Below are 14,426 nucleotides of genomic sequence, written 5' to 3'. Positions count from 1 at the left end.
CTGACTTTCAGAGCATCATGGCCTTATTGCAGATCGCCGAGCCCGGCCAGAGTCCGCAACCCCACCAGCGCCGTCTGGCCGTGGGTATCGATCTGGGCACCACCAACTCCCTGGTCGCTGCTGTGCGCAGTGGCCTGTCCGAGCCTCTGGCCGACGCGGCTGGTCAGGTGATCCTGCCATCTGCCGTGCGTTACCACGCCGAGCGCGTCGAGGTAGGCGCCACGGCGAAAGCCGCGGCCGCGCAGGACCCGCTGAATACCGTCATGTCGGTCAAGCGCCTAATGGGGCGTGGTCTGGAAGACGTCAAGCAGCTGGGTGAGCAGTTGCCCTATCGCTTCGTCGGTGGCGAGTCGCACATGCCCTTCATCGAGACGGTGCAGGGCGCGAAGAGCCCGGTCGAAGTCTCCGCAGAAATCCTCCGCGTGCTGCGCGAGCGTGGCGAAGCCGCTCTCGGTGGCGAGCTGGTCGGCGCGGTGATCACCGTGCCGGCCTATTTTGACGACGCCCAGCGCCAGGCAACCAAGGACGCAGCGCGCCTGGCCGGCCTGAATGTCCTGCGCTTGCTCAACGAGCCGACCGCGGCGGCGGTCGCCTATGGTCTGGATCAGCACGCCGAAGGCGTGGTGGCGATCTACGACCTGGGTGGCGGCACGTTCGATATTTCCATCCTGCGCCTGACGCGCGGGGTCTTCGAGGTCATGGCCACCGGCGGCGACAGCGCCCTGGGTGGCGATGATTTCGATCACGCCATCGCCGGCTGGATCATGCAGCAGGCTGGCCTGTCCCAGGATATCGATCCGGGCACGCAGCGCAGCCTGTTGCAGGCCGCCTGTGCCGCCAAGGAGGCCCTGACCGCCGCTGACTCGGTCGAGGTGCGCCATGCTGACTGGGCTGATGTTCTTACCCGCGGGCAGTTCGAGGCACTGATCGAGCCGATGGTCGCGCGCAGCCTCAAGGCCTGTCGCCGCGCGGTGCGTGATGCCGGTATCGAGGTCGAGGAAGTCGAAGCCGTGGTCATGGTCGGCGGTTCCACCCGCGTGCCGCGCGTGCGGGCGGCGGTCGGCGAACTGTTCGGTCGCGAGCCGCTGACCGACATCGATCCCGATCAGGTGGTGGCCATCGGTGCTGCCATCCAGGCCGATACCCTGGCCGGTAACCGCCGCGGCGACGGCGAAGAATTGCTGCTGCTGGATGTGATTCCGCTGTCGCTCGGCCTGGAAACCATGGGCGGGCTGATGGAGAAGATCATCCCGCGCAACACCACGATCCCGGTCGCGCGTGCCCAGGACTTCACCACCTACAAGGATGGTCAGACCGCCATGGTGGTCCACGTGTTGCAGGGGGAGCGCGAGCTGATCAGCGATTGCCGTTCCCTGGCGCGCTTCGAGCTGCGCGGCATGCCACCGCTGGTGGCGGGCTCGGCCAAGGTGCGCGTGACCTTCCAGGTGGATGCCGATGGCCTGCTCGGCGTGACTGCGCGGGAGCTGGGCTCGGGTGTTGAGGCCAGTATTCAGGTCAAGCCGTCCTACGGACTGACCGATGGCGAAATCGCGCGCATGCTGCAGGACTCTTTCCATAATGCCGGTGGCGACAAGGAGGCGCGTGCCTTGCGCGAGCAGCAGGTCGAGGCCGAGCGTCTGCTGGAGGCGGTGCAGTCGGCGCTGGATGTCGATGGCGAGCGTCTGCTCGACGACGACGAGCGCATCGCCATTCTGGCGACGATGGATGGCTTGCGTGAGCTGGCGGGTGGTGCGGATGTCGTGGCCATCGAGCAGCAGATCAAGCGCCTGTCGCAGATCACCGATGCCTTTGCCGCGCGCCGCATGGATTCGACGGTAAAAGCCGCTCTGGCAGGGCGCAATCTGAATGAAATCGAGGGTAACTGATGCCACAGGTCATTTTTCTGCCGCACGAGAAGTTCTGCCCTGATGGCCTGGTTGTCGAGGCCGAGCCCGGCACGTCCATTCTCGAGCTGGCGCATGAGCACCACATCGAGATGGAAAGCGCCTGCGGCGGTGTCTGTGCCTGCACCACCTGCCACTGTGTGATCCGTGAGGGTTTCGATTCGCTGGAAGAAGCTGACGAGCTGGAAGAGGATTTCCTCGATCGCGCCTGGGGGCTGGAGGCGCAATCGCGCCTGGCTTGTCAGGCGATCGTCGGGACTGAAGACCTGACGGTCGAGATTCCGAAGTACTCGCTTAACCACGCTGCCGAAGCGCCGCACTGAGTCAGAGGAGCTGTCATGAGTCTGAAATGGGCCGACGTGCTGGATATCGCCATCGAGCTTTACGAGAGCAAGCCGGATGTCGATCCGCGCTATGTCAATTTCGTCGATCTGCACCGTTGGGTGCTGGCCCTGCCGGCGTTCAGCGATGACCCGCAGCGCGGCGGCGAGAAGGTTCTCGAGGCCATCCAGGCCGCCTGGATCGAAGAGTCCGCGTGACTCGCGGCGCCATCCGGCGCTGCCTTACGCATTTTTTCCTAACCTGCGTATAATTCGCGGGTTTACTTGTTCGCTTTAATCCTTGTTTCCGGAGTTTCACATGGCTGTTCAACGCACTTTCTCCATCATCAAGCCTGATGCCGTCGCCAAAAACGTAGTTGGCGAAATCGTCACTCGTTTCGAAAAGGCTGGCCTGCGCGTCGTCGCTTCGAAAATGGTTCAACTGTCCGAGCGCGAAGCTGGCGGTTTCTACGCCGAGCACAGCGAGCGTGGTTTCTTCAAGGATCTGGTTGCCTTCATGGTTTCCGGTCCGGTCATCGTCCAGGTCCTGGAAGGTGAAGACGCCATCGCCAAGAACCGCGAGCTGATGGGCGCCACCAATCCGAAAGAAGCTGCTGCCGGCACCATCCGCGCCGACTTCGCCGTTTCCATCGACGAGAACGCCGTACACGGTTCCGATTCCGAGGCCTCCGCTGCCCGTGAAGTCGCGTACTTCTTCTCCGCCACCGAGGTGTGCGCTCGCATTCGCTAAGCGCGAACAGGCGAGGGTGAGTTCATGACTGAAACAGCCGGCAAGATCAATCTTCTGGGTTTGACCCAGCCTGAAATGGAGAGCTTCTTCGAGCAGATCGGAGACAAGCGCTTCCGTGCCGGTCAGGTGATGAAATGGATTCACCACTTTGGCGTCGATGATTTCGACGCCATGAGCAATCTGGGCAAGGCCTTGCGCGAAAAGCTCAAGGCCTGTGCCGAAATTCGTGGTCCCGAGGTTGTCAGCCAGGACATCTCCAGCGACGGCACCCGTAAGTGGGTGGTGCGCGTGGCGTCCGGCAGCTGCGTCGAGACTGTTTATATCCCGCAAGGCGGACGTGGCACCCTCTGTGTATCGTCCCAAGCGGGCTGCGCCCTGGACTGCAGCTTCTGCTCCACGGGCAAGCAGGGCTTCAACAGCGACCTCACTGCCGCGGAAATCATCGGCCAGGTGTGGATCGCCAACAAGTCCTTCGGCACCGTCCCGGCGAAGATCGACCGCGCCGTCACCAACGTGGTGATGATGGGTATGGGTGAGCCGCTGCTGAACTTCGACAACGTCGTCTCGGCCATGCGCATCATGATGGACGACCTCGGCTACGGCATTTCCAAGCGCAAGGTGACCCTGTCGACCTCCGGCGTGGTGCCGATGATCGACAAGCTGGGCGAGGTCATCGACGTGTCGCTGGCCCTGTCGTTGCACGCGCCGAACGACAAGCTGCGCAGCGAACTGGTGCCGATCAACAAGAAGTACCCGCTGGACGTACTGCTGCCGGCCTGCCGGCGCTACATCGAGGGCCTGGGCGAGAAACGCTTCCTGACCATCGAGTACACCCTGCTCAAGGACGTCAACGACCAGCCTGAGCACGCTGAGCAGATGATCGCACTTCTCAAGGATTTCCCTTGCAAGATCAATCTGATCCCGTTTAATCCCTTCCCGTTCTCCGGTTACGAGCGGCCGAGCAACAACGCCATTCGCCGCTTCCAGGACCTGCTGCACAAGGCAGGACACAACGTGACCGTGCGAACCACGCGTGGCGATGATATCGATGCGGCATGCGGCCAACTGGTCGGCCAGGTGCAGGATCGTACCCGTCGTAGCGAGCGTTACATTGCCGTGCGCCAGTTGGGCAGCGAGGGCGATGCCCCCCGCGGTTCTGCCAACCGAAATTGAAGAGAGGACGTTCATGATCGTGCGCGCTGCGCTTTTGCTGGCTCTGGCCGGTCTGATGACCGGATGCGTTACCACGGGTGGTATCACCGACCCGATGAAGACTGCAGAGGGGCGTGCGCAGGCACGGGATGCCTACATTCAACTGGGTATCGGCCTGCTCGGGCAGGGGGATACCGAAAAGGCGAAGAACCCGCTCAAATCGGCGTTGGAGCTCGATCCTTCCAGTGCTGAGGCGCATGCCGCGCTGGCTGTAGTGTTCCAGCAGGAAATGGAGCCCAAGCTCGCAGAGGATCATTACCGCAAGGCGCTGTCGCTGAAAGGCAATGACGCCCGGCTGCTGAACAACTACGGCGGCTTCCTCTACGAGCAGAAGCGCTACAAGGAAGCCTACGACGTCTACCAGAAGGCCTCGGAAGACACCCTGTACGGCGAGCGCTCGCGGGTGTTCGAGAACATGGGCCTGACCGCTCTGCAGCTGGGCAAACGCGACGAGGCCGAGCACTATTTTGAGCGCTCCCTGCGCCTCAACAGCCAGCGGCCGATTGCGTTGCTGCAGATGGCCCTGCTGTCTTTCGATAACAAACAGTACGTTCCGTCGCGTGGCTACTACGACGCCTTCAGCCAGCAGTCGCGTCAGACCGCGCAGAGCCTGTTGCTGGGCACACGCCTGGCGCGGGTCTTCGAGGATCGCGACCTGGCGGCCAGCCTTGGTCTGCAGTTGAAGCGCCTCTACCCAGGCACCCCGGAATATCAGCAGTATCTGTCGGAGCAGTGATGAAAGCGGTGCATCCTGAAACAGCGGCGGCGAGCCGGGCGAATCCGGGCGAGACCCTGCGCAAGGCGCGGGAAGCCAAGGGCTGGGCGCTGGTCGAGGTGGCTGCCCAGCTCAACCTGAGCGCGCAGTCGCTGCAGCAGCTCGAGGCTGGCGCGTTCGACAAGTTGCCGGGGCACACCTTCTCGCGTGGCTATGTGCGGGCGTATGCCAAGCTGTTGGGGATGGATCAGGCGCTGTTGGTCCAGGAGTTCGACCAGTTCACCGGTACCGACTCTCAGGGTGCCAGTGTGCACAGCCTGGGCCGCATCGAAGAGCCGGCGCGGCTGTCGCAGAGCATTCTCAAGGTAGTCAGCCTGTGTCTGTTGCTGGTGCTGGGCGCTGGCGGTTTCTTCTGGTGGCAGGGCGACGCCGAGCGCAAGGACCTGCTGTCTCCCGACCTGGCGCTGGAGCACGTCGAAGTCGATGGCGCCGACGGCACCACCGAGATTCATCCGCTGGACGAGCCTGAAGACCAGGCCGTTGCCGAGGCCCAGGCGCCTGAGCAATTGCCCGAGGCGCCGGTGTCTGCCGAGCTGGCTGCGCAGCCGGAAGGCGAGACCCCCGCTGTGGACACGCCCGTTGCCGTGGCTCCCGACGCGGCAGGCGCTCCGGCAGTGCCAGCCGTCACACCGCCAGTCACGCCTGCGGCGCCGAGCGTGGCTGGCAGCGCGCCAGCCGGCACAACCCCGCCCACGCCCGAGCCGGTTGTGCCGGCGGCCCCGGTAGCAGGGGAGTCGCGCGTGCATCTGCAGTTCACCGCCGATTGCTGGACCCAGCTCACCGATGCCAATGGCAAGGTCCTGCTCAGCGCTCTCAAGCGCCGTGGCGAAAGCGTCGAGTTTGTCGGCAAGGCACCGCTGGAGCTGCGCCTGGGCTTCGCCCGTGGTGCGCAGGTGCGTGTTGATGGCCAGCAGGTCGACGTTGCTCCTTTCACCCACGGTGAAACCGCTCGCCTGAAGTTGGGCCAATAACATGCATTGCGAATCTCCAATCAAACGCCGGCTGTCCCGCAAGATCTGGGTCGGCTCGGTGCCGGTGGGTGGCGACGCGCCGATCGCGGTGCAGAGCATGACCAACACCGATACCTGTGACGTCGCGGCAACCGTGGCGCAGATCCGTCGCCTGGAAGAGGCCGGCGCCGATATCGTGCGCGTCTCCGTGCCGGATATGCAGGCCGCCGAAGCCTTCGGCCGGATCAAGCAGCAGGTCAACCTGCCACTGGTGGCGGACATCCACTTCGACTACCAGATCGCCCTGCGGGTCGCTGAGCTGGGTGTCGATTGCCTGCGTATCAACCCGGGCAACATTGGTCGTGAAGACCGCGTGCGCGCCGTGGTCGAGGCCGCGCGCGACAAGGGCATTCCGATCCGCATTGGGGTCAACGCCGGCTCCTTGGAAAAGGACCTGCAGAAGAAATACGGCGAGCCGACGCCCGAGGCGTTGGTCGAGTCCGCGTTGCGCCATGTCGAACACCTCGACCGCCTGAATTTCCCCGATTTCAAGGTCAGCGTGAAGGCCTCGGACGTGTTCATGGCCGTCGCCGCCTACCGCCTGCTGGCCACCCAGATCGAGCAGCCCCTGCACCTGGGTATCACCGAAGCCGGTGGCCTGCGTTCGGGCACGGTGAAGTCCTCAGTCGGCCTCGGCATGCTCCTGATGGACGGTATCGGCGACACCATCCGCATCTCCCTGGCGGCTGATCCGGTCGAAGAGATCAAGGTCGGCTACGACATCCTCAAGTCCCTGCGCCTGCGCTCGCGTGGCATCAATTTCATCGCCTGCCCGAGCTGCTCGCGGCAGAACTTCGATGTGGTGAAGACCATGAACGAGCTGGAAAGCCGTGTCGAAGACCTGCTGGTGCCGCTGGACGTGGCCGTGATCGGCTGTGTGGTCAACGGCCCGGGTGAAGCCAAGGAGGCGCACATCGGCCTCACCGGCGGCTCGCCGAACCTGATCTACATCGATGGCAAGCCGGCGCAGAAACTGACCAATGACAACCTCGTGGATGAGCTAGAAAAGCTGATCCGCCAGAAAGCGGCCGAGAAGGCCGAGGCCGATGCGGCGGTTATCGTCCGCGGCTGAACCCGTTAAGGAAACCTTGTGAGCAAGACCCTGCAAGCCATTCGTGGCATGAACGACATCCTGCCCGAGCAGACGCCGAGCTGGCGCTTCCTGGAGAACACCTTCGCGCGCTTGCTGGATGGTTACGGCTACAAGGAAATCCGCCTGCCGATCCTCGAGTTCACCGAGCTGTTTGCCCGTGGCATCGGCGAGGGCACCGATGTGGTCGACAAGGAGATGTACACCTTCCTTGATCGCAACGAAGAGTCGCTGACCCTGCGCCCCGAAGGCACCGCTGGTTGCGTACGTGCGGTGCTGGAGCACGGCCTGACTGGCGGTGGCCAGGTACAGAAGCTGTGGTACGCCGGCCCGATGTTCCGCTACGAGAAGCCGCAGAAAGGTCGCTACCGGCAGTTCCACCAGATTGGTGTGGAAGTGTTCAACCTGCCCGGGCCGGACGTTGACGCCGAGCTGATCGTGCTCACGGCGCGCCTGTGGCAGAAGCTCGGCCTGACCGACGCGGTCACCCTGCAGCTCAACAGCCTCGGCTCCAGCGAAGCGCGTGCGACTTACCGCGATGCGCTGGTGGCCTATCTCAACGAGCGTTTCGAGCAGCTTGACGAAGATAGCCAGCGCCGCCTGACCACCAACCCGCTGCGTATCCTTGACAGCAAGGTTGCAGCCACGCAGGCGCTGCTGGTCGGCGCGCCGACCCTGCACGATTACCTCGACGACGAATCGCGGGTCCACTTCGACGGGCTCAAGGCGCGCCTGGATGCGGTCGGCATCCGCTACGAAATCAACCCGAAACTGGTCCGCGGTCTGGACTACTACGGGCGCACCGTTTTCGAATGGGTCACCGACAAGCTCGGCTCGCAGGGAACGGTCTGTGCCGGCGGCCGCTATGACGGTCTGATCAGCCAGTTCGGCGGCAAGCCGACGCCGGGTGTCGGCTTCGCCATGGGTGTCGAGCGTCTGGTGCTGTTGCTGGAAACCCTCGATCTGGTGCCGGCCGAGCTGAACAGCCCGGCGGACATCTACCTGTGCGCCTTCGGTGAGCCGGCTGAGCTGGCTGCACTGTCCCTGGCCGAGCAGTTGCGCGATGCGTTGCCGGGCCTGCGCCTGATGGTCAACGCCGGTGCTGGCAGCTTCAAGAGCCAGTTCAAGAAGGCCGACAAGAGCGGTGCACGCTTCGCCTTGATTCTGGGTGACGACGAACTGGCCGGCCGCGTGGTAGGTTGCAAACCTTTGCGCGCCGATGGCGAACAACAAAGTATCGGTTGGGATGTACTGGCACAGCATCTCGCCGCTTGCCTCGAGCAGGCTTGAGAACATGAAGAACAAGGAGTTATTGGGGTGAGCATGACCGAAGACGAACAAATTGCGCAGATGAAGGAATGGTGGCAGCGCAATGGCAAACCCCTGCTGACTGGTGGTGTGCTGGCGCTCGCGCTGGTGGTCGGCTGGCAGGCCTGGAAACAGTACGAGGTCAAGCAGGCGCAGGGCGCCTCGGTGGTCTACCAGCAACTGCTGGAAACCAGCCTGACCCGTGAAGGCCAGCCCGATACCGCCAAGGTCACCGAACTGGCCGGCAAGCTGAAGACCGAGTTCTCCGGTACCCACTACGCCCAGTACGCCAGCCTGTTCGTGGCCAAGGTCGCGGTGGAAAGCGGCAAGCTGGACGACGCGGCGGCGGAACTCAAGCCGCTGATCGACAAGCCGGCGGACCACGCTATCGGCGAGCTGGCGCGTCAGCGCCTGGCGCGTGTGCTGGCTGCCCAGGACAAGGCCGAAGAAGGGCTCAAGCTGCTCGACGGCGAAGCCGACGAGGCCTGGAAGGCCAGCCGTGAAGAACTCAAGGGTGACCTGCTGGTACAGCTCGGTCGCAACGACGACGCCCACGCCGCCTACGAAAAGGCCAAGTCCAGCCTGGCCGATGACGCCGCGATTGGCGGCCTGCAAATGAAACTCGACGATCTGGCAAAAGGGGATGCGTGACGTGATGCGTTGGAAACATGCCGCACTGCTGGCCCTGGCCGTTCTGGTCGTGGGTTGCAGCAGCACCAGCAAGAAGGAACTGCCACCAGCCGAACTGCCTGACATCCAGGAAGAAGTCGAGCTGAAGGCCGAATGGAGCCGCTCCATCGGCGACGGCCAGGGCGAGCTGTACAACATGCTGACTCCGGCCGTGGACGGTGATCGCCTCTACGCCGCGTCCTCGGACGGTCTGGTCATGGGCCTCGATCGCCTGAATGGCGACGTGTTCTGGAAAGTCGATATCGAGCTGCCGATCTCCGGCGGCGTCGGTGCCGGTTACGGCCTGGTCGTGGTCGGCACCCTCAAGGGTGAAGTGATCGCCCTGGATGCCAGCTCCGGTGAGGAACGCTGGCGTGCCCGCGTGACCAGCGAAGTGCTATCCGCGCCGGCCACCAACGGCGACATCGTCGTGGTGCAGACCCAGGACGACCGCGTGATCGGCCTGGATGCCAGCACCGGCAGCCAGCGCTGGATCTACGAGAACACCCCGGCGGTGCTGACCCTGCGTGGCACCAGCAGCCCGGTGGTGACCAACCGCCTGGCCATCGCCGGCCTTTCCACCGGTAAGGTCATCGCCCTGGATACCCAGCGCGGCATTCCGGTCTGGGAGCAGCGCATCGCCGTACCACAAGGGCGTTCCGAACTGGAGCGCATGGTCGACATCGACGGCAGCCTGCTGCTGTCCGGTGGCACCCTGTACGTGGTCACCTACCAGGGCAAGGTCGCCGCTATCGACATCGAAAGCGGCCGTCAGCAGTGGCAGCGCGAAGCGTCGAGCTACGTCGGTCTGGCCCAGGGTTTCGGCAGTGTTTACGTGAGCCTGGCCAGCGGCGCCGTGGAAAGCGTCGACGAGCGTTCCAACTCGGCGCTGTGGAACAACGACTCTCTGGCCCGCCGCCAGCTGTCGGCGCCTGAAGTGTTTTCCAGCTACGTCGCAGTTGGCGATCTGGAAGGCTATCTGCACCTGCTGAGCCAGGTCGATGGCCACTTCGTCGGGCGTGAGCGCATCGACAGCGACGGCCTGCGTGCCCGTCCGCTGGTCGTGGGTGAATGGATCTACGCATTCGGCAACAGCGGAAAACTGGTCGGTCTGACCATCCGCTAAGCTGTTCTGCACTGTCCGGCCGCTGCCGTTCTACGTCAGCGGCCTTTGTGTTTTCTGGATTTAGCTGTGGAGGAGCCCAATGGTTCCGGTAATCGCCCTGGTGGGCCGCCCCAACGTGGGCAAGTCGACCCTCTTCAACCGCCTGACCCGCACCCGCGACGCGATCGTTGGTGACCTGTCGGGCCTGACCCGCGACCGCCAGTACGGCGAGGCAAAGTGGGAAGGGCGCAGCTACATCCTGGTCGACACCGGTGGCATCTCCGGCGACGAAGAAGGCATCGACGAAAAGATGGCCGAGCAGTCGCTGCTGGCCATCGAAGAAGCCGACGTCGTGCTGTTCCTGGTCGACGCCCGCGCCGGGCTGGTCGCCGGTGACCAGATGATTGGCGAGCACCTGCGCAAGCGCAACAAGCGCAGCTACCTGGTGGTGAACAAGGTCGACAACATCGACCCGGACATCGCCCGCGCCGAGTTCGCGCCGATGGGCCTGGGCGAAGCCCTGCCGATCGCCGGTGCCCATGGCCGCGGGATCACCCAGATGCTTGAGGCGGCGCTGGGGGAATTTCCCCAGGACGAGGAAGAGGTCCGTGACGAAGAAGTCGCCGAGGGTGAGGAAGCCAAGCGCATTCCCGGGCCGAGCGAGAAGGATGGCATCAAGATCGCCATCATCGGGCGGCCCAACGTCGGCAAGTCGACCCTGGTCAACCGCATGCTCGGCGAAGACCGCGTGGTGGTCTACGACCAGCCCGGCACTACGCGCGACAGCATCTACATCCCGTTCGAGCGCAACGACGAGAAGTACACGCTGATCGACACCGCCGGCGTGCGCAAGCGCGGCAAGATCCACGAGGAAGTGGAGAAATTCTCGGTGGTGAAGACGCTGCAGGCGATCAAGGACGCCAACGTGGTGATCTTCGTGATGGACGCCCGCGAAGGGGTGGTCGACCATGACCTCAACCTGCTCGGCTTCGCCATCGAATCCGGCCGTGCCCTGGTAATCGCGCTGAACAAGTGGGATGGCATGGAGCCGGGCGAGCGCGACTACGTGAAGACCGAGCTGGAGCGCCGGCTGTTCTTTGTCGACTACGCCGACATCCACTTCATCTCCGCCCTGCATGGCACCGGCGTGGGCAACCTGTACAAGTCGGTGCAGGCTTCGTTCAAGTCGGCGATCACCCGCTGGCCGACCAACCGCCTGACGCAGATCCTCGAAGACGCGGTGCAGGAGCACCAGCCGCCGATGGTCAGCGGGCGCCGCATCAAACTGCGCTATGCCCACCTCGGTGGTGCCAACCCGCCGCTGATCGTGATCCACGGCAACCAGGTCGAGTCCGTGCCGAAGTCTTACACGCGCTACCTGGAGAACACCTTCCGCCGCGTGCTCAAGCTGGTCGGTACGCCGATCCGTATCGAGTACAAGGGCGGTGAGAACCCCTACGAGGGCAACAAGAACACCCTCACCGATCGCCAGGTGAACAAGAAACGGCGCCTGATGAGCCACCACAAGAAGGCCGACAAGAAGCGCCGCGACAAGAAGCGCTGATTCATGGCGCGGTGAACGAAGGCGCAGCGGCATAAGCTTCTGCGCCTTTTTCATATGCGCGGCTGCTGCATCCGGCGCCAGCCATCGGCTATCCTCGCGGCTCGCGCCCGTCTGCAGGAATAGGCCAGATGTTCACCAGCAAGTTGCCGAATGTCGGCACCACCATTTTCACCCGCATGTCCCAGCTCGCCGCGGAAGTCGGCGCCATCAACCTGTCCCAGGGCTTTCCCGACTTCGACGGCCCACTGGCCCTGCGTGAAGCCGTGGCCCGCCATGTGCTGGAAGGGCGCAACCAGTATTCGCCGATGACCGGCCTACCGGCTCTGCGCCAGCAGGTGGCGGCCAAGATCGCCCGCAGCTATGGCGTACAGCGCGATGCCGACAGCGAGATCACCATCACCCCAGGCGCCACCGAGGCGATCTTCTGCGCAGTGCAGGCGCTGATCCATCCGGGTGACGAGGCCATCGTCCTCGACCCCTGCTATGACAGCTACGAGCCCTCCGTCGAGCTGGCCGGCGGGCGCTGCGTGCATGTGCCGCTGGCCCTGCCGGACTTCGCCGTGGACTGGCAGCGCCTGGCCGATGCCATCACCCCGCGCACCCGCCTGATCTTCCTCAACTCGCCGCACAACCCCAGTGGCGCGCTGCTGTCGCGTGCCGATCTCGACCAGCTGGCGGCGCTGATCCGTGGGCGCGATATCCACATCATCAGCGACGAGGTCTACGAGCACCTGATCTTTGACGGCGTGCGTCATGCCAGCGTGCTGGCCCACGACGAGCTGTACGCGCGCGCCTTCGTGGTCAGCTCGTTCGGCAAGACCTACCACGTCACCGGCTGGAAGACCGGCTACGTGGTGGCGCCACCGGCGCTCACCGCCGAGCTGCGCAAGATCCACCAGTACGTGAACTTCTGCGGGGTGACTCCGCTGCAGCACGCCCTGGCCGATTTCATGGTGATAAATCCCGAGCATGTCGAGGAGCTGCCAGCCTTTTACCAGGCCAAGCGTGACCTGTTCTGCGACCTGCTGGGCGGCTCGCGTTTCCGCTTCACCCGCACGCCGGGCACCTATTTCCAGCTGGCCGACTACTCGGCAATCCGCCCGGACCTGAACGACGTGGAGATGGCCGAATGGCTGACCCGCGAGCATGGCGTGGCGACCATCCCGGTGTCGGTGTTCTACCAGCAGGCGCCGCGTGATCTGCGCCTGGTGCGCTTCTGCTTCGCCAAGCGTGAAGAGACCCTGCGCCAGGCCGCCGAGAAGCTCTGCGCGGTGTGATCGATGGGCGCCAGCGTGCTGGCGATCCGTTACAACCCAAGGCATCGCCAGCGAGCTGGCCCCTACAAAAAATCGCGAGGCGCTGTGATGAGCGACAAACCCGACCTCGAACTGGCGCTGATCCAGAGCGAGCTGGCCTGGCAGGACCCGGTCGCCAACCGGGCCCACTTCGGCGCCTTGCTAGAGCAGGCCCGCGGCGCCGACCTGGTGGTGCTGCCGGAAATGTTCAGTACCGGCTTTTCCATGCACTCGGCCGAACTGGCCGAGCCCGAGGACGGGCCGACCGTGCAGTGGCTGCGTGAGCAGGCCCGGCGCATCGACGCGGTGATCACCGGCAGCCTGATCATCCAGGCCGTCGACGGCAGCTACCGCAACCGCCTGCTGTGGGCGCGCCCGGACGGTTCGCTCGCGCACTACGACAAGCGCCACCTGTTCCGCATGGCCGGCGAGCACAAGCACTACAGCGCCGGTGACGCCCAGGTGCTGCTGGAACTCAAGGGCTGGCGGGTGCGCCCGCTGATCTGCTACGACCTGCGCTTCCCGGTCTGGAGTCGCGACCCGGCCACCACCGACCTGCTGCTCTACACCGCCAACTGGCCGGCCGCACGGCGTCAGCACTGGAACCGCCTGCTGCCAGCCCGCGCGATCGAGAACCTCTGCTACGTGGCCGCGGTGAACCGCATCGGCAGCGACGGCAATGGTCATCCCTACAGTGGCGACAGCCAGGTCCTGGACTTTCAGGGCGAAGCCCTGCTGGCACCGGGTGAGGCCGCGGGTGTGTTTCGCGTCAGCCTCAAGGCTGCCGAGCTGGCGGCTTATCGCGAGCGCTTCCCGGCAGACCGCGATGCCGATCACTTTCATCTCGATATCTTCTGAACCGGAGCTCGCCGCATGGATGCCAATCAAGACAGCCCGTATCGCGCGCCTTCTGCCGAGCTGCTCGCGCCTGACTCGCAGGCCGCACGCCCGCTCTACCGCATGAGCGCCGTGGGTATTGCGACGTTCTTCGGCACCCCGTTGGCCGGCGCCTACATCACGGCCCATAACCTGCGTGTGCTCGGTATGCACGAGCGGGTGCGCAACACCTGGCTGGTGGGTGTCGGCGTGCTCGTTCTGGTGATGGTGATCGGCTACTGGCTGCCGGATGGCGCGGGAATAGGCCTGACCGTCGCCCAGGTGCTCGGCATGCACCAGCACGCCAAGTCGTTGTTCGGCGAGGCGGTCTGCGCGCATGGCGGGCGCTTCAGGTCCAACTGGCGAGCGTTCGGCGTCGCCTTGCTGTTCCTGCTGGCATTCTTCGTGGTGGTGTTCGCCGCCGTGCTGGTGATCGACCCCGGCGACGGTGAGCTGACCACCCTGGGCGGGCCGGTGGCGGTCGAGCAACCCTGACTGAACGCCGCGCGCATCGATGCAGGCGACGGGTGTGCGGTGCGCAAGGGGC

The 14,426-nt window shown here is 64.4% G+C and carries 15 protein-coding genes; all 15 read left to right on the top strand.

Annotated features, from left to right (window positions below; translation table 11 throughout):
- The first annotated feature begins 17 nt into the window (after positions 1-17).
- The 15 genes from hscA (at position 18) to IB229_RS04985 (ending at position 14,374) form a co-directional block, all read left to right on the top strand.
- On the top strand, positions 18-1,886 hold the full coding sequence (gene hscA, locus IB229_RS05055; RefSeq protein WP_192325587.1) for a Fe-S protein assembly chaperone HscA: 1,869 nt from the start codon (positions 18-20) through the stop codon (positions 1,884-1,886).
- Positions 1,886-2,227 carry an ISC system 2Fe-2S type ferredoxin gene (fdx, locus tag IB229_RS05050; protein ID WP_192325585.1) on the top strand — a complete coding sequence of 114 codons (342 nt, stop codon included), beginning with the start codon at positions 1,886-1,888 and terminating at the stop codon, positions 2,225-2,227. Before hscA ends, fdx begins: the two co-directional genes overlap by 1 nt.
- A 15-nt stretch (positions 2,228-2,242) precedes the next feature.
- Positions 2,243-2,443, top strand: coding sequence for a Fe-S cluster assembly protein IscX (iscX, locus tag IB229_RS05045; RefSeq protein WP_192325583.1), 201 nt, complete (start codon positions 2,243-2,245; stop codon positions 2,441-2,443).
- A gap of 100 nt (positions 2,444-2,543) precedes the next feature.
- Positions 2,544-2,975: a nucleoside-diphosphate kinase gene (gene ndk, locus IB229_RS05040; RefSeq protein ID WP_192325581.1), complete on the top strand. Its 432-nt coding sequence runs from the start codon at positions 2,544-2,546 to the stop codon at positions 2,973-2,975.
- Positions 2,976-2,999: 24 nt separating this feature from the next.
- On the top strand, positions 3,000-4,148 hold the full coding sequence (gene rlmN, locus IB229_RS05035) for a 23S rRNA (adenine(2503)-C(2))-methyltransferase RlmN (protein ID WP_192325578.1): 1,149 nt from the start codon (positions 3,000-3,002) through the stop codon (positions 4,146-4,148).
- Positions 4,149-4,161: 13 nt separating this feature from the next.
- Entirely contained in the window at positions 4,162-4,923 is a 762-nt protein-coding gene (gene pilW / locus IB229_RS05030) for a type IV pilus biogenesis/stability protein PilW (protein WP_192325576.1), read from the top strand.
- Positions 4,923-5,933, top strand: a complete 1,011-nt coding sequence (locus IB229_RS05025; protein ID WP_192325574.1) for a helix-turn-helix domain-containing protein — start codon at positions 4,923-4,925, stop codon at positions 5,931-5,933. Before pilW ends, IB229_RS05025 begins: the two co-directional genes overlap by 1 nt.
- Before the next feature lies 1 nt (position 5,934).
- Positions 5,935-7,044 (top strand): flavodoxin-dependent (E)-4-hydroxy-3-methylbut-2-enyl-diphosphate synthase, encoded by a 1,110-nt coding sequence (gene ispG, locus IB229_RS05020; protein WP_192325571.1) that lies wholly within the window; start codon positions 5,935-5,937, stop codon positions 7,042-7,044.
- Between the two features lie 18 nt (positions 7,045-7,062).
- Positions 7,063-8,352, top strand: coding sequence for a histidine--tRNA ligase (hisS, locus tag IB229_RS05015; RefSeq protein ID WP_192325569.1), 1,290 nt, complete (start codon positions 7,063-7,065; stop codon positions 8,350-8,352).
- A gap of 27 nt (positions 8,353-8,379) precedes the next feature.
- Positions 8,380-9,021: a tetratricopeptide repeat protein gene (locus IB229_RS05010; RefSeq protein WP_318652080.1), complete on the top strand. Its 642-nt coding sequence runs from the start codon at positions 8,380-8,382 to the stop codon at positions 9,019-9,021.
- Positions 9,014-10,165, top strand: a complete 1,152-nt coding sequence (bamB, locus tag IB229_RS05005; RefSeq protein ID WP_192325567.1) for an outer membrane protein assembly factor BamB — start codon at positions 9,014-9,016, stop codon at positions 10,163-10,165. The genes IB229_RS05010 and bamB overlap by 8 nt, the downstream gene beginning before the upstream one ends.
- Positions 10,166-10,244: 79 nt before the next feature.
- Positions 10,245-11,708: a ribosome biogenesis GTPase Der gene (gene der / locus IB229_RS05000; protein WP_192325565.1), complete on the top strand. Its 1,464-nt coding sequence runs from the start codon at positions 10,245-10,247 to the stop codon at positions 11,706-11,708.
- Between the two features lie 128 nt (positions 11,709-11,836).
- Complete coding sequence (locus tag IB229_RS04995; RefSeq protein WP_192325563.1) at positions 11,837-12,985, top strand: pyridoxal phosphate-dependent aminotransferase; 1,149 nt, start codon at positions 11,837-11,839, stop codon at positions 12,983-12,985.
- Between the two features lie 87 nt (positions 12,986-13,072).
- Positions 13,073-13,861, top strand: coding sequence for an amidohydrolase (locus IB229_RS04990; RefSeq protein ID WP_192325561.1), 789 nt, complete (start codon positions 13,073-13,075; stop codon positions 13,859-13,861).
- A gap of 15 nt (positions 13,862-13,876) precedes the next feature.
- Complete coding sequence (locus IB229_RS04985; protein WP_192325559.1) at positions 13,877-14,374, top strand: hypothetical protein; 498 nt, start codon at positions 13,877-13,879, stop codon at positions 14,372-14,374.
- Positions 14,375-14,426: the final 52 nt, after the last annotated feature.

Source organism: Pseudomonas sp. PDM14, from assembly GCF_014851905.1.
Lineage (GTDB): Bacteria > Pseudomonadota > Gammaproteobacteria > Pseudomonadales > Pseudomonadaceae > Aquipseudomonas.
This window is presented reverse-complemented; position numbering and strand designations above follow the sequence as displayed.

What these genes read in the sequence shown, in the direction of transcription:
- der (WP_192325565.1), top strand. Translation starts at nt 10,245, where the DNA reads ATGGTTCCGGTAATCGCCCTGGTGGGCCGCCCCAACGTGGGCAAGTCG.
- IB229_RS04985 (WP_192325559.1), top strand. Translation starts at nt 13,877, where the DNA reads ATGGATGCCAATCAAGACAGCCCGTATCGCGCGCCTTCTGCCGAGCTG.
- ndk (WP_192325581.1), top strand. Translation starts at nt 2,544, where the DNA reads ATGGCTGTTCAACGCACTTTCTCCATCATCAAGCCTGATGCCGTCGCC.
- hscA (WP_192325587.1), top strand. Translation starts at nt 18, where the DNA reads ATGGCCTTATTGCAGATCGCCGAGCCCGGCCAGAGTCCGCAACCCCAC.
- pilW (WP_192325576.1), top strand. Translation starts at nt 4,162, where the DNA reads ATGATCGTGCGCGCTGCGCTTTTGCTGGCTCTGGCCGGTCTGATGACC.
- IB229_RS04990 (WP_192325561.1), top strand. Translation starts at nt 13,073, where the DNA reads ATGAGCGACAAACCCGACCTCGAACTGGCGCTGATCCAGAGCGAGCTG.
- iscX (WP_192325583.1), top strand. Translation starts at nt 2,243, where the DNA reads ATGAGTCTGAAATGGGCCGACGTGCTGGATATCGCCATCGAGCTTTAC.
- rlmN (WP_192325578.1), top strand. Translation starts at nt 3,000, where the DNA reads ATGACTGAAACAGCCGGCAAGATCAATCTTCTGGGTTTGACCCAGCCT.
- bamB (WP_192325567.1), top strand. Translation starts at nt 9,014, where the DNA reads ATGCGTGACGTGATGCGTTGGAAACATGCCGCACTGCTGGCCCTGGCC.
- ispG (WP_192325571.1), top strand. Translation starts at nt 5,935, where the DNA reads ATGCATTGCGAATCTCCAATCAAACGCCGGCTGTCCCGCAAGATCTGG.
- IB229_RS04995 (WP_192325563.1), top strand. Translation starts at nt 11,837, where the DNA reads ATGTTCACCAGCAAGTTGCCGAATGTCGGCACCACCATTTTCACCCGC.
- IB229_RS05025 (WP_192325574.1), top strand. Translation starts at nt 4,923, where the DNA reads ATGAAAGCGGTGCATCCTGAAACAGCGGCGGCGAGCCGGGCGAATCCG.
- fdx (WP_192325585.1), top strand. Translation starts at nt 1,886, where the DNA reads ATGCCACAGGTCATTTTTCTGCCGCACGAGAAGTTCTGCCCTGATGGC.